Origin of the sequence: Sciscionella sediminilitoris, from assembly GCF_000737195.2 — a bacterium.
Taxonomy (GTDB): domain Bacteria; phylum Actinomycetota; class Actinomycetes; order Mycobacteriales; family Pseudonocardiaceae; genus Sciscionella; species Sciscionella sediminilitoris.
The window spans coordinates 20715-33465 of the sequence record NZ_JALM01000056.1 but is presented as its reverse complement, the minus strand read 5'-3'; the positions used below and the strand labels follow the sequence as shown (position 1 = coordinate 33465).

At 69.7% G+C, this 12751-nt stretch carries 9 protein-coding genes and 1 pseudogene; 6 read left to right on the top strand and 4 right to left on the bottom strand.

Annotated elements, in window-relative coordinates:
- Positions 1 to 749: pseudogene (locus tag AD72_RS22030) on the bottom strand (GGDEF domain-containing protein); the annotation flags it as partial.
- Between the two features lie 545 nt (positions 750 to 1294).
- On the opposite strand from AD72_RS22030, the gene icmA reads away from it, so the two are divergent.
- From icmA to AD72_RS22010, 4 genes are all read left to right on the top strand, one after another.
- Complete coding sequence (gene icmA / locus AD72_RS22025) at positions 1295 to 3040, top strand: coenzyme B12-dependent isobutyryl-CoA mutase large subunit (protein ID WP_051898877.1); 1746 nt, start codon at positions 1295 to 1297, stop codon at positions 3038 to 3040.
- A gap of 77 nt (positions 3041 to 3117) precedes the next feature.
- Positions 3118 to 3981 (top strand): SCO6745 family protein, encoded by an 864-nt coding sequence (locus AD72_RS22020; protein WP_031468448.1) that lies wholly within the window; start codon positions 3118 to 3120, stop codon positions 3979 to 3981.
- Positions 3982 to 4074: 93 nt separating this feature from the next.
- Positions 4075 to 5187: a nucleotide disphospho-sugar-binding domain-containing protein gene (locus AD72_RS22015; protein WP_031468447.1), complete on the top strand. Its 1113-nt coding sequence runs from the start codon at positions 4075 to 4077 to the stop codon at positions 5185 to 5187.
- Positions 5188 to 5284: 97 nt separating this feature from the next.
- The gene (locus AD72_RS22010) at positions 5285 to 6202 is read left to right on the top strand and encodes a tetratricopeptide repeat protein (RefSeq protein WP_037346895.1); all 918 of its coding nucleotides are present in this window, start codon (positions 5285 to 5287) and stop codon (positions 6200 to 6202) included.
- Between the two features lie 6 nt (positions 6203 to 6208).
- Here AD72_RS22010 and AD72_RS22005 read toward each other — a convergent pair whose 3' ends face one another.
- Genes AD72_RS22005 through AD72_RS21995 form a run of 3 tightly spaced genes read right to left on the bottom strand, consistent with a single transcriptional unit; the run spans position 6209 to position 9559 of the window.
- A complete protein-coding gene (locus tag AD72_RS22005; protein WP_031468445.1) occupies positions 6209 to 6796 on the bottom strand; it encodes a hypothetical protein in 588 nt (195 codons plus the stop codon).
- Positions 6772 to 8247, bottom strand: coding sequence for a neutral zinc metallopeptidase (locus AD72_RS22000; protein ID WP_031468444.1), 1476 nt, complete (start codon positions 8245 to 8247; stop codon positions 6772 to 6774). Before AD72_RS22000 ends, AD72_RS22005 begins: the two co-directional genes overlap by 25 nt.
- A gap of 49 nt (positions 8248 to 8296) precedes the next feature.
- A complete protein-coding gene (locus AD72_RS21995; RefSeq protein WP_037346892.1) occupies positions 8297 to 9559 on the bottom strand; it encodes a neutral zinc metallopeptidase in 1263 nt (420 codons plus the stop codon).
- Between the two features lie 36 nt (positions 9560 to 9595).
- Here AD72_RS21995 and AD72_RS21990 point away from each other — a divergent pair, with 36 nt between their 5' ends.
- Positions 9596 to 10195, top strand: a complete 600-nt coding sequence (locus AD72_RS21990; RefSeq protein ID WP_156365320.1) for a chorismate mutase — start codon at positions 9596 to 9598, stop codon at positions 10193 to 10195.
- 64 nt (positions 10196 to 10259) lie between these two features.
- Positions 10260 to 12749, top strand: coding sequence for an alpha-glucan family phosphorylase (gene glgP, locus AD72_RS21985; protein ID WP_031468441.1), 2490 nt, complete (start codon positions 10260 to 10262; stop codon positions 12747 to 12749).
- Positions 12750 to 12751: the final 2 nt, after the last annotated feature.

Sequence of the window (12751 nt, the reverse complement as noted above, 5' to 3'; positions counted from 1 at the left end):
TTGACCAGCACGCTGCGGTGGATGACCAGCACCGGGACGATGGTGAACACCACGAAGAACGGCTGGTACACCAGGGCGAGCGCAACGAAGGCGCCGATGCAGTTGGTGCTCAGGTCGAGGCCGTGGTTGGTGAAGTCGCCGACATAGGTACGGAAGCTGTCGCCGCCGCGCAGTACGGCCGCGGCGATGGCGATGATGAACATGTCGATGACGGAGTACGCCAGCGCGGCGACCGCGGTCGCCGCGAGCACCATCGTGGAGGCCTCGGCGAGGTCGTTGAACGGCACCGGGCTGATCAGGTGGAAAAGCCACTGGGCGAACGGTGCCGTGACGAGTACCGCCGCGGGGGCGTGTATCTGCTGGAACAGCGGTTGGGCGCCGAGCCAGCTGCGCAGTCCGAGGTGCAGGTAGAGCACGATGATCACGGAATAGGCGAGCCCCGGCGGAAGCAGCAGGACTCCGGCGAAGGTCCACACCGAGGTCAGGTCGACGTGCCGGACGGTGTTGATACTGCGCCTCGTGCGTTCGACATGCCGGCTGATCTCGGCCTGGACAATGCCGAGAGCGATCAGTGCGCCGAAGACGATCAGATCGTGCCCGGTCGGTTCCAGGAAGACGTAACCGAGCACGGTGACGATGAGTGCGATGCCCGCCACGGCGAGCAGCCAGGCGATGGCAAGCGGACGCTGCCGCCACAATTGCCAGTTCTTGAGCGAGCACAGACGTGGCTGGTGAGCACTCGCGGTCATCAATTGCTCACCTCCCTGTGCTGTGTGTTGACACTACCTGTATCGGGGGACGTATTGTCCCTTGGCCGTAGTATTATCGCCAGTGCTGCGAATCCCCGCGAAGGAAGGGCTGCGAATAATGGCATCGAACGGACTGTGAAGTAGTAGGCCGGGGCCCGGCAAAGGGGCCGTGAGCCAGGATGGCGGCCGAGTGAATCGGACGCCATGACTGGCTGCGGTGGGCCGACCGGTCAATCGAGCGTGACTATCACGGCGAGTGCGACACCCGCTGCATCCAGTGGCGGCTTCTGTCGTGCTCGCCGTTGATTTGTTCCGGCCTCGGTCAGTTTTCCGTTCGGTGGCTCGCCGCCATCTCACTCGTCGGCTCCGTCGGCGCCTTCCTCAGTATCTCCGTCGGCCTGCGACCGCGAGGACGATCCCGTGGTCGCCGTCGAGGCTGTTCCCCAGTCGTGATCGCCGGTAGTCCACCGGTGACACAACACACTCTGGCGACCGATAGTTGGAAGTCCTACTATCTCGGTAGGGGAAACGGACAGGGAGGCATCATGTCGGTCGACCGCTTCGATCCGCTGACGGCATACGGGACCGATCCCGGTGACGGCGCGGAGCGCTGGCAGGACGCGTACACGGCGGCCGCCGAATCGGGCCGGGTGCGCGATGTGGACTTCACGACGCTCTCCGGGGCCGAGGTGGAACCGGTCTACGGTCCGCGCCCCGAGGAACGGGTCGACGGCTTCTCCCGGATCGGCTGGCCCGGCCAGTACCCGTTCACCAGGGGACTGCACGCGAGCGGTTACCGCGGCAAGCCCTGGACCATCCGGCAGTTCGCCGGGTTCGGCAACGCGCGCCAGACCAACGAGCGGTACAAGATGATCCTCGCCGGTGGCGGGGACGGGCTCTCGGTCGCCTTCGACATGCCCACGCTGATGGGCCGCGACTCGGACGACCCGCGCTCGCTCGGGGAGGTCGGGCACTGCGGCGTGGCGATCGACACCGCGGCCGACATGGACGTGCTCTTCGAGGGCATCCCGCTCGAGGACGTCACCACCTCGATGACCATCTCCGGGCCCGCGGTCCCGGTCTTCTGCATGTACCTCGTCGCCGCCGAGCGCCAGGGCGCGGACATCCGCAAACTGAACGGCACCCTGCAGACCGACATCTTCAAGGAATACATCGCGCAGAAGGAATGGCTGTTCGCCCCCGAACCGCACCTGCGCCTCATCGGCGACCTCATGGAGTACTGCGCCTCCGACATCCAGGCCTACAAACCGCTTTCGGTTTCCGGGTACCACATCCGCGAGGCCGGTTCGACCGCCGCGCAGGAGCTCGCGTTCACCCTGGCGGACGGGTTCGGGTACGTGGAACTCGGCCTGGCGCGCGGGCTGGACATCGAACAGTTCGCCCCGGGGCTGAGTTTCTTCTTCGACGCACACGTGGACTTCTTCGAGGAGATCGCCAAATTCCGTGCCGCGCGGCGGATCTGGGCGCGCTGGTTGCGCGATGTCTACGGCGCGAAGACGGCGCGTGCCCAGTCACTGCGGTTCCACACCCAGACCGCCGGTGTCTCGCTCACCGCCCAGCAGCCGGACAACAACATCGTGCGCACCGCGATCGAGGCCATGGCCGCGGTACTCGGCGGGACGAACTCCCTGCACACCAATGCGCTCGACGAGGTGCTCGCGCTGCCGAGCGACAAGGCCGCGCAGATCGCGCTGCGCACCCAGCAGGTGATCATGGAGGAGACCGGGGTCACCAACGTCGCCGATCCACTCGGCGGTTCCTGGTACATCGAGGCGCTGACCGACAAGATCGAGTCCGAGGCCGAGCGCATCTTCGACCGGATCAAGGACATGGCGCGGCTGGCCGTGCCGAACGGGGAACACCCGATCGGCGAGATGACCTCCGGCATCCTGCGCGGGATCGAGGACGGCTGGTTCACCGGAGAGATCGCGGACGCGGCCTTCGCCTACCAGCAGGCGCTGGAGAAGAAGGACAAGTTCATGGTCGGGGTCAACACGCTCACCGGTGAAGGCGGCGAGGACGAGCTGGACATCCTGCGCATCTCGCACGAGGTGGAGCGGGAGCAGAACGCGCTGCTCACCAAGCGCAGGGCGGGGCGGGACAAGGCCGCCGTCGACGCCGCACTGTCCAGGATGGTCGAGGTGGCCCGCGGGGAGGGCAACCTGATCGAGCCGATGATGGCCGCGGTGCGCGCGGAGGCCTCGCTCGGCGAGATCTGCGACGCGCTGCGCGAGGAGTGGGGCGTCTACATCGAACCGGCTCGCTTCTGAGGGGCGTGTGTTGGTTTGCCGGGCGGCGCGGGCGGTGAAAGGCGGCCGCGCCGCTGAGGGGAGAACGGACTGGGCTCATGCACCAGGCGCGGGCGATGTGGGTGCGTTTCGAGCCGATTCATGACGTCACCTACTTCACCCCGGAGTCCCGTGCCCAGACCGACGGCCTCGGTTGCCGTGGTGGCTGGATGGGGTACGTGGGGATGCGTGCGGCCCCGCTCGGAGCCGTGCCCGCATCCACGGTCGTCTCGGCGTTCTATACCTTCCATCCCTCGCTGATCGAGCGCGCCCTCCCCGATGCCTGGCAGATCGCCGCTCCGGAACGGTTCCTCGAGGCACGCCTGCGTGGCGCGGACGCCGCGCTGCGCCGGTTGCTCGGCGCGGTGGACGGGTCCGAGCTCGCGGAGGCCGCGCGGCTGACGGGCGAAGCCGCCGGGCACGCATCGCTGGCGGGGCGACCGCTCGCGGCGGCGAACGCGGTACTCGCCGTTCCGGAACCGGCGCACCTCGCGCTGTGGCAGGCCTGCACGGTGTTGCGCGAGTCCCGCGGTGACGGGCACATCGCCGCACTGATCAGCGCGGAGCTCGAACCGTGCGCGGCACTGGTGCTCTTCGCAGCGGAACGGGGGCTCGATGCCGGGTATCTGCGCGCCAAGCGTGCCTGGCCGGAGTCCGCATGGGCGGCGGCAACCGAACGACTGACCGAGCGCGGGCTGCTCGACGATCAGGGTGCGGTGACCGCGAGCGGGCGCGAGCTCCGGAACTGGGTCGAGGAACGCACCGACGCGGCCGCCGGACAACCCTGGCGGGAACTCGGCGCGCGGGCCACCGAACGGCTGGGCGAACTGCTGACCCCGATCGCGGCGCGCATCGCCGAACGCAATGAGGTCATGTACGTCAATCCGATGGCGCTGGACGCGCGGACCGAGCTCACGCGCTGACTGTCCGGCCGCTCACATTCCCCCGACGTGGCCGATACCGGGGGAGTAACGTCAGCCAGAGCGAATTCATCAAGCGTTGAATAAGGAGCCGCCATGCGGGTGCTCTTCCTGCCGATGCCCGCCATCGGACACGCCTTTCCCATGGTTCCGCTCGCCTGGTCGCTGCGCGGCCACGGGCACGAGGTGCGGTTCGCGACCTCGGGTGCGGGCCTCGCGGTCGAACAGGCGGGCCTGCCGGTCACCGATGTCGAGCCCGGACTGACCATGGGCACGATGATGCAGCGGCTGCGTGCCGAACGCCCGGAGATGGCGGTCGGCAATGCCCCGGTGCGCGACATCACCGGAGTTGTCCCGGCGTTCGCCCAGGTCTCCCGGTACTTCGTCGAACCGGTGGTGCGGATCGCGCGGCAGTACCGGCCGGATGTGATCGTGTACTCCTCGTTCAACGGGGGAGCGCTGCTCGCGGCCGGTCTGCTCGGGATCCCCGCGATCGATGTCGGCGTCGGTTTCGGGCGTACCTCGAAGGTGGGGCCGCTGCTCGCCGCGGAGCTCGCCGATGTGTTCGCCGAGTACGGCACCGAGCCGCCGAAGGAGAGCGCGAGCATCGATGTGGCGCCGCCGAGTATGGCCGAGGTGGATCCGGCCGACCTGATGATGCGGTTCGTGCCGTACAACGGTGGCGCGGTGCTGCCCGGCTGGCTGGCCGAACCGCTCGCCCGCCCGCGGATCGGGGTCACGCTCGGCACGGTCTCCCCGCAGATGAACGGTCTGTCCACTGTGGAGCGCATCCTGGCGGTGGCCGAGAAGGTGGAAGCGGAGTTCGTGTTCGCTCTCGGCGATGTGGATCTCGGCGGATTCGGGGTGGTCCCCCCGAATGTGCGGCTGGAGCGCTGGGTCCCGCTCGACGGTCTGCTCGCCACCTGCACCGCGCTGGTGCATCACGGCGGGGGCGGGACCACGCTCACCGCACTGGATGCCGGGGTCGCCCAGCTGGTCCTCCCGGACGGGGCGGACCGGCACATCAACGCAGCGGCGGTGGCCACGCGCGGGGTGGGGCTGGAATGCGAACCGGAGCAGGTGGACGCCGCCGTGCTCGGCGCGCTCGTCGAGGAGCGGGGCTATCGGGACACCGCGGCACAGGTGCGCGAGGAGCTGCACGGGATGCCGAGCCCGGGCGAGATCGCCCGAGGCCTCGACGCGTGGTGAAGCCTGTGTGCACGCGGACGGGCGAACATGTCAGGATGGTGATGTGACGAGGCCAGACCCGCGTAACGCGGCCAAGCAGGTACAAGCAACCGCCGCCATGTCCGGCGCCGTCGATCTCGCGGCCGTCAAGGCGCGCGCGGAAGCGGCGCAGAAGGCCAAGGAGCAGGCCGAGAACCCGGAGGCGGGCTCGGGCTCCGGCGGTCAGTTCGTGATCGACGTGGACGAGGCCGGCTTCCAGGACGTCGTGCAGCGTTCCACCGAGATCCCGGTGGTCATCGACCTGTGGGCCGAGTGGTGTGGTCCGTGCAAGCAGCTTTCCCCGGTGCTCGAGCGGCTCGCCGCCGAGGCCAACGGGGCCTGGATCCTGGCCAAGGTCGACGTGGACGCGAACCCGCGCATCGCGCAGCTGTTCGGGGTGCAGTCGATCCCGATGGTGGTCGCGGTGGCCGGTGGCCAGCCGGTGGACGCGTTCTCCGGTGCGCTCCCGGAACCGGAGATCCACAAGTGGATCTCCGGTCTGCTGGACGCATTGCGGGACAAGCTGCCCGGGATCGCGGCGGCCGAGGCGAACGCGGGTGCCGCGGAGCCGGAGGCCGAGGAACCCGAGGACACCAGGTTCACCGCGGCCGAACAGGCGCTCGAGGACGGGGACTTCGACGCGGCCGAGCGGGCCTACGAGGCGATCATCGAGGCGGAGCCGGGCAACACCGAGGCGAAGCTCGCCCTCGCACAGACCAGGTTCGCCCGCCGCACTGAGCAGGGCGACCCGGACGCGGTGGCGAAGGCGGACGCCGCCGGTGACGATCTCGAACTCCAGCTGGCCGCGGCCGATCAGCAGGTGGCCGCCCAGCAGGTCGAGGCGGGCTTCGACCGGCTGATCGCGGTGATCGCGGGCAGCGCCGGTGCGGAGAAGGACCGAGCGCGCACTCATCTGCTGGAACTGTTCGAGCTGTTCCCCGGGGACGACGAGCGGGTGCTCGCGGCGCGCCGGAAGCTGGCCAGCGCTCTGTTCTGAGACTTACTAGGAGCCGAGCGCGGTCCGCGCGATCGCGGTCAGCTCCGCGGTCTTGCCGAGCGCGGGCGTCATGGTCATGAAGAACGTGATCGTGTGCTCGCCGAGGCGCACACAGGCCAGCGCGCTCGTCGGGATGGCGCGCACCGTCGTGTCGAAGGCGTACGCGGCATCCCCGGCGCCACTGACCGGACGGATATTGGTGCCCTTGCCGGTCATGAGTTTCGCGGTCTTGACCGGATCGGGCCGTCGATCCGGGGTGAACCGCCGCTGGTCCACGCTGGTGATCGCCTCGGCCGCTCCGGAATAGGTGCAGGTGTAGCTGGTCTCGCCGGGTTTGCGGGGCTTCTCGCTCGCTGTGGCCGCGCCGGTTCCGAGCGCGGCGCCGAGCTGTTGCCCGCTCACCAGCGGACAGGCCGCGGTGATCGGATCATCGGGACCGGCGCGCTGTCCTGTCGTCGCGGGGGAACTCGAACTCGGTGGCGGTTCGCCGGGTTCCGCGGTGCCCGGAACGGCGGCGGAACAGCCCGCACCGCCGAGTAGCACCGCGCAGGCCACGACCGCGAACCGGCTCAGCCGCCGAACTTCGCCGAGCACTGGTCCGAACCCTTCAGGTAACCGATCCGGAATGCCTCGATGCGGGCGAAGCCGGAGCGAACCCCGGTTCCGGCCACATCGTCACTGATCACGCTGCGCGGCTGGAGCATCTCGGTGATCGCCTCGTCGAGATCGCCCGCCGCGAGCCGTAGCTGGTTGCCGGAGCCGTGCCGTTCTGCGGCGTACTTGGCCCAGGCACCGGTCAGGCAGGTGCTGCGCAGCCCGGCCGCCTCGCCGTTGATGTCCAGCCCGGCATGCTTCTGCACCGCGAGCGTGTAGCGGGAGGCGAACTCGGCGAACGCGGAGAAATCCCCACCGAGTTTCGTGCCGCTCATGCTGCGCACGGTCCCGGCGTCGAAATCGCCCTGCCCGATGCGCTGCAGATCCGGAACCGAGACGTCGAGGCTGTTCTGCTCGGCACAGTAGGAGACCGGGGGAGTGCCCTGTGCTCCGCATTTCCCTTCGCCTCGCGTGATTTCCGGTGCGGAGACCCCGGTGTCGGCGAACGCGGCGTCGAGATTCTCCTTCACCAGCGGCAGCTCGGCACCGACATCCAGATTTCCCTTGTCCTGCGAGGCTTCGTCGCTGCGGAAAAGGCGTTCGGTGGAGCGGGAATCCACGTCTTTCTTGTCGATCGCCGCGCATTTCCCGGGATCCCCGGCGAATCCCTTCTGGAAGGCGTACATCCGGTCGAACGCGCTGCCGTGCGCGCCCGGGGAGGATTTGGTGGCCTGGCCCGGGGTGTCCCCGATGAACAGCATCGCGGACATGACCTTGTTGAGGCCCGCCCCGGTGGCGACGTCGAAATGCTTGGCGTTGCCCTGCGCGGCCCAGCGCATGAACGAACCCGCGTAGCAGTCGGCCTGCTGCTCGAGCACGATCGAACCGGTCGCCTTGCTCACCCCCGATTTCCGGCCGAGCTGATACTGCACGGAGTGGCCCATTTCGTGGGCGAGCACGACCGCCACCGAATTCGGGCCGAACTGCCGGATCATGGTCGGCAGCAGTGCCCCGCGATCCCAGGCGACGCTGCGGTCCAGGTTGCAGTAGAACGCGTTGACCAGGCCCTGGGTGTCCATTCCGCACACTTTCGGGCCAGGCTTGTCCGAGTCGTAGGAGGTGAACGTGGTCGGCGCGGTGAACTGCTGCCCGAAAGACCGGGGCATCGCCGTGCGCCAGTAGTCGAACACATCGGAGAGCGCGTTCACCGCGACCCGGTCGGACTGGGTGGTGACCCCGCCGTTGACCGGGAGCCGCGCATCCGGTGCCCCCTGCTTCGGGCCGTCCGGGGCGTCCTTGATCGGCAGGCCGGACACGGTGTTCGTGTCCACCCGGGTCAATGCGCTTTCCGGCTTTCCCTCGACCTGCTGACCGCACGCGGTCGCGAGGCCGATGGCGAGCACACCGAACACCGCGAACAGCGCCCGGCGACGACGGGGGATCCTGTGCATAGCCGCACAGTACTGGGAATGGACACGCGTCGTGTGCCGAACCCCACGATCAGCAGTGGCCCGCCGCGCCCTCGCCGAACACTCCGTCCCGGAAGGTGAGCACCCGTTCGACCGGCGAGTCGATGCCTTTCCCGCTCGCATCGGCGGAGGCCTCGGGGGAACGCAGCAGCAACCGCACGGATTCGTCCAGATCGCCGGGGGAGAGCCCGAACCCGGAACGACGCTCGAGCAGGTGCCCGGTGAACGCACCGGCAGCACACAGGACGCGGGTACGTGCCCGCTGCCCGGTGACCGGGTGCCCGGACTGTGCCTCGGCGGCGAGCGCGTACCGCCCGGCGAGCGCGGTGCCCGCCGCCCAGTCGCCGAGTTCCCGGTGCAGCGCGGCGAGTCCGGGGCCGAGCTGGATCGTGCCCGCGCAGTATCCCGCCGCGCCCTGCCGCCCGGCGCAGGGGTTCGCCACTTCGCGCTGCGGTGGCGCGTGGAACCCCGGCTGCCTGCCGCGCAGCCACGTGGTGAGGCTCGCGGTGACCTTGCCGAGCAGTTCGCGGTAGGGCATCTCCGCGGCGCCCGCCGCCTCGCCGAGGTCGGTGAACCGCTGCTGGGTGAAGACCCGGTTGCTCGCGGTCATGGCCGAGCAGCGGCGGGCACCATCCCGGTAGCCGTCCCCGAAGGCGGTGATCCGGTCGAAGGCGTCGCCGTGGGCGCCGTTCGCGCTCGCCGCACTCCCTGCCGGATCGCGGAAGGTCATGATCGCCTGCAGCGCCTTGGCCAGTTCCCCGGAACCGAACCGTGGCCGGGCCCCGTGCCCTGCGGCGAGCCAGCGCAGGCTCGCCCCCGAATAGCAGTCGGCCATCGCCTCGGTGACCACCGAGGGGGAATCGGCGGGCATCCCGGTGCGCCGCTGTACCGCGTGCCCGAACTCGTGGGCCAGCACCGCGAGGACCGCGGTGTCGCCGAATTGCTTGCGCAGCACCGGAATCAGGGCACCGCGGTCCCACAGCACGGCGTCCTGATCCGGGCAGTAGAGCGCGTTGCCCTCCAGCTCCCCGGCCGGGCGCCCGCACAGCCGACCGTTCGCGTGCAGCGTGTCCACCGAACGGAACTCGTGCACCGGCTGCCACGGCTTCCCGAACGCCTTGGGGAATTCCGCGCGCCAGTAGGACTGCACATCGCTGACCGCGGCGGCGGCGAGCCGATCGGCCCCGGACCCGTCGGCGCCGTGCACGAAACCGGTGTCCGTACCGTCCTCGCCGCCGCACGCGGTCAGCACCACGAGCAGCAGGCAGCAGGAGAGCAACCGCAGTGAACGCATGCGCGACAGTGTGCCTTGGCGGTACGGTGCTCGGTCATGGAACGGTCCCGGTTGCGCCAGTTGCTCCGCCGTGCCGGTGTCGGCGGCACCTGCCTCACCCTGTTCGCCATGCTCGCCGCGCCGAGCTCGGCCGCGATCCCGCCCGACCACACGCTGCTCGGTCTCGCCGACGCGGTCACCGACCGGGTCGAGGTCGCCGATCTCGTGGCGGCCGCGAAATTCCCGGACGGTGCGATCACCGATGCGGCGCGCGAGCGGCAGGTGCTCGAGGACGCGGCGAACCGGGCCCGGGAACTGGGCCTGGACCAGAACGCGACCGTGGCGTTCTTCCGTGACCAGATCGAGGCGGCCAAGGTCGTGGAGTACGGCCTGTTCGCCCGCTGGACCGCGCATCCGGAACTGGCCCCGAAGCACCGGCCGGACCTGGCCACCGAGGTACGGCCGAAGATCGACGCGCTCACCAAGCGGCTGCTCGACGAACTGGCCGTGACCGTGCCGGAACGCGCGACCCCCGCCTGCCAGCTGCGGGTGCGGATCGCGTTCACCGCGACCGGGGTGGCTCACCGGCTGGACCCGCTGCACGCGCGCGGGCAGTGGCGGGCTACCCGATCCGTGTGCATCACGGGGGACCTGTGACGGGCGACCACCCCCGCCGACCGCGGGTGCACCCGCCGGATCGGTCAAGCTATCGTCGGCTGGCGTGAAAGCCGTACGCCGCTTCGCCGTTCGCGCGGGGCTACCCGAACAACTCACCGATATCGGGGTGCTCGCCCGTAATCTGCGCTGGACCTGGCATCCGCCGACGCAGGAGTTGTTCGCCGCGATGGCGCCCGAGACCTGGGCCGCGACCGGGGATCCGCTGCGGTTGCTGGACGCGATGCCCGCCGCCGAACTCGACCGGCTCGCCGCCGACGAGGAGTTCGTGGCGCGGGTACAGGCGCTCGCCGGAGAACTGCGGGACTACCTGGACGGGCCGAGGTGGTATCAGGAGCGGGCGCACGAGTCCCGGATGCCCGGTTCGATCGCCTACTTCTCCATGGAGTTCGGGGTCACCGAGGCGTTGCCGAACTACTCCGGCGGGCTCGGGGTGCTCGCCGCCGACCATCTCAAGGCCGCCTCGGATCTCGGGGTCCCGGTCATCGGGGTGGGCCTGCTCTACGGTTCCGGGTACTTCCGCCAGTCGCTGTCCCTGGACGGCTGGCAGCAGGAGCACTATCCGGTCCTCGATCCCGAGGGTCTGCCCCTCGAACTGGTCACCGATGCCGCGGACACGCCGATCCTGGTGCACGTGGCGATGCCTGGCGGGCGGGTGCTGCGGGCCAGGGTGTGGCGCGCCGAGGTCGGCCGGATCCCGTTGCTGCTGCTGGATTCCGATCTGGACGAGAACGAAGAGGATCTGCGCAGCGTCACCGACCGGCTCTACGGCGGGGACCAGGAACACCGCATCAAACAGGAGATCCTGGCCGGTATCGGCGGGGTGCGCGCGGTGCGGGCCTACTGCGAGCTGACCGGTCTCCCACAGCCGGAGGTGTTCCACACCAACGAGGGGCACGCCGGATTCCTCGGCCTGGAACGGGTCCGGGAACTCGTCGAGGGCCACGGTCTCGAGGAACGCCAGGCACTGGCCGCGGTGCGCGCGGGGACCGTGTTCACCACGCACACCCCGGTTCCCGCGGGCATCGACCGGTTCCCGGTCGAACTGGTGCGCTCCTTTTTCGGCGACGGAACCCTGCTGCCCGGGGTGGATCCGGACTGGATCATCGGGCTCGGCGAGGAACCGAAGCCCGCGACCTTCAACATGGCCACCATGGGACTGCGGCTCGCCCAGCGGGCCAACGGGGTCTCCCGGTTGCACGGGCAGGTGTCCAGGCGGATGTTCGCGCACCTGTGGCCGGGCTTCGACGCCGAGGAGGTACCGATCGGCTCGGTCACCAACGGGGTGCACGGGCCGAGCTGGGCGGCCAAGGAGATCACCGGGGAACAGCTCGGCGACGCGGAACTGTGGAAGCTGCGCTCGCAGCTGCGCGAATCGCTGGTGCACGAGGTGCGCAGGCGGGTGCGCGAATCCTGGCTGCACCGCGGTGCTTCGGCACTCGAACTGGGCTGGACCGAATCCGTGTTCGATCCCGGTGTGCTCACCATCGGGTTCGCCCGCCGGGTGCCGACCTACAAGCGGCTCACCCTGATGCTGCGCGACCCGGATCGGCTGCGGGCGCTGCTGCTCGACCCGGAACGGCCGGTGCAGCTGGTCGTCGCGGGCAAATCGCACCCGGCCGACGAGGGCGGCAAGGCACTCATCCAGCAGATCGTGCGGTTCGCCGACGCCGCGGATGTGCGCGAACGCATCGTGTTCCTCCCGGACTACGACATGTCCATGGCCCGTTACCTGTACTGGGGCTGCGATGTGTGGCTGAACAATCCGACGCGCCCGCTCGAAGCCTGCGGCACCTCGGGCATGAAGGCCGCACTCAACGGCTGCCTCAACCTGTCCATCCCGGACGGCTGGTGGGACGAGTACTCGGACGGCTCGAACGGCTGGACCATTCCCAACGCGGACGGGGTCACCGATCCGGCCCGGCGCGACGACCTGGAGGCGGCCGCGCTCTACGAGCTGCTCTCCGGCCAGGTCGCCCCGCTGTTCTACGACCGCGATGCGGACGGGGTGCCCCGGTCCTGGCTGGCCATGGTGCGCCACACGCTGGCCGATCTGGCTCCGAGGGTGCAGGCCACGCGGATGCTCGAGGACTACGTGGAGGGGTACTACGCCCCGGCCGCGCTCTCCGCGAACGCCGCGGCCGCCGATTCCTTCGCCGGGGCTCGGGATCTCGCCGCCTACCGGGCCCGGGTGGACGAGGCGTGGTCGCGGATCCGGATCGCCGAGGTGGACGCCCGGGTGTGCGACGGCGGGGCGCCCGTGCTCGGTGCCGAGCTCGCCGTGTCCGCGGCCGTCGATCTCGGCGGGCTGCGCCCCGCGGATGTGGATGTACAGGCCGTCGTGGGGCGCGCGGACGACAGCGATGAACTCACCGGGGTGCGCACCGTGAGCCTGGAACCGGACGGGGACGGGCGCTACGCGGGAACCGTGACCCTGCACCGGGCGGGCGCGGTCGGGATGACCGTGCGGGTGCTCCCGAACCATCCGATGCTGGCCGCGCCCGCCGAACTGGGCCGGGTCGTGTTCGCCGACTGAGG

What these genes read in the sequence shown, in the direction of transcription:
- icmA (WP_051898877.1), top strand. Translation starts at nt 1,295, where the DNA reads ATGTCGGTCGACCGCTTCGATCCGCTGACGGCATACGGGACCGATCCC.
- AD72_RS22020 (WP_031468448.1), top strand. Translation starts at nt 3,118, where the DNA reads ATGCACCAGGCGCGGGCGATGTGGGTGCGTTTCGAGCCGATTCATGAC.
- AD72_RS22015 (WP_031468447.1), top strand. Translation starts at nt 4,075, where the DNA reads ATGCGGGTGCTCTTCCTGCCGATGCCCGCCATCGGACACGCCTTTCCC.
- AD72_RS22010 (WP_037346895.1), top strand. Translation starts at nt 5,285, where the DNA reads ATGTCCGGCGCCGTCGATCTCGCGGCCGTCAAGGCGCGCGCGGAAGCG.
- AD72_RS22000 (WP_031468444.1), bottom strand. Translation starts at nt 8,247, where the DNA reads ATGCACAGGATCCCCCGTCGTCGCCGGGCGCTGTTCGCGGTGTTCGGT.
- AD72_RS21995 (WP_037346892.1), bottom strand. Translation starts at nt 9,559, where the DNA reads ATGCGTTCACTGCGGTTGCTCTCCTGCTGCCTGCTGCTCGTGGTGCTG.
- AD72_RS21990 (WP_156365320.1), top strand. Translation starts at nt 9,596, where the DNA reads ATGGAACGGTCCCGGTTGCGCCAGTTGCTCCGCCGTGCCGGTGTCGGC.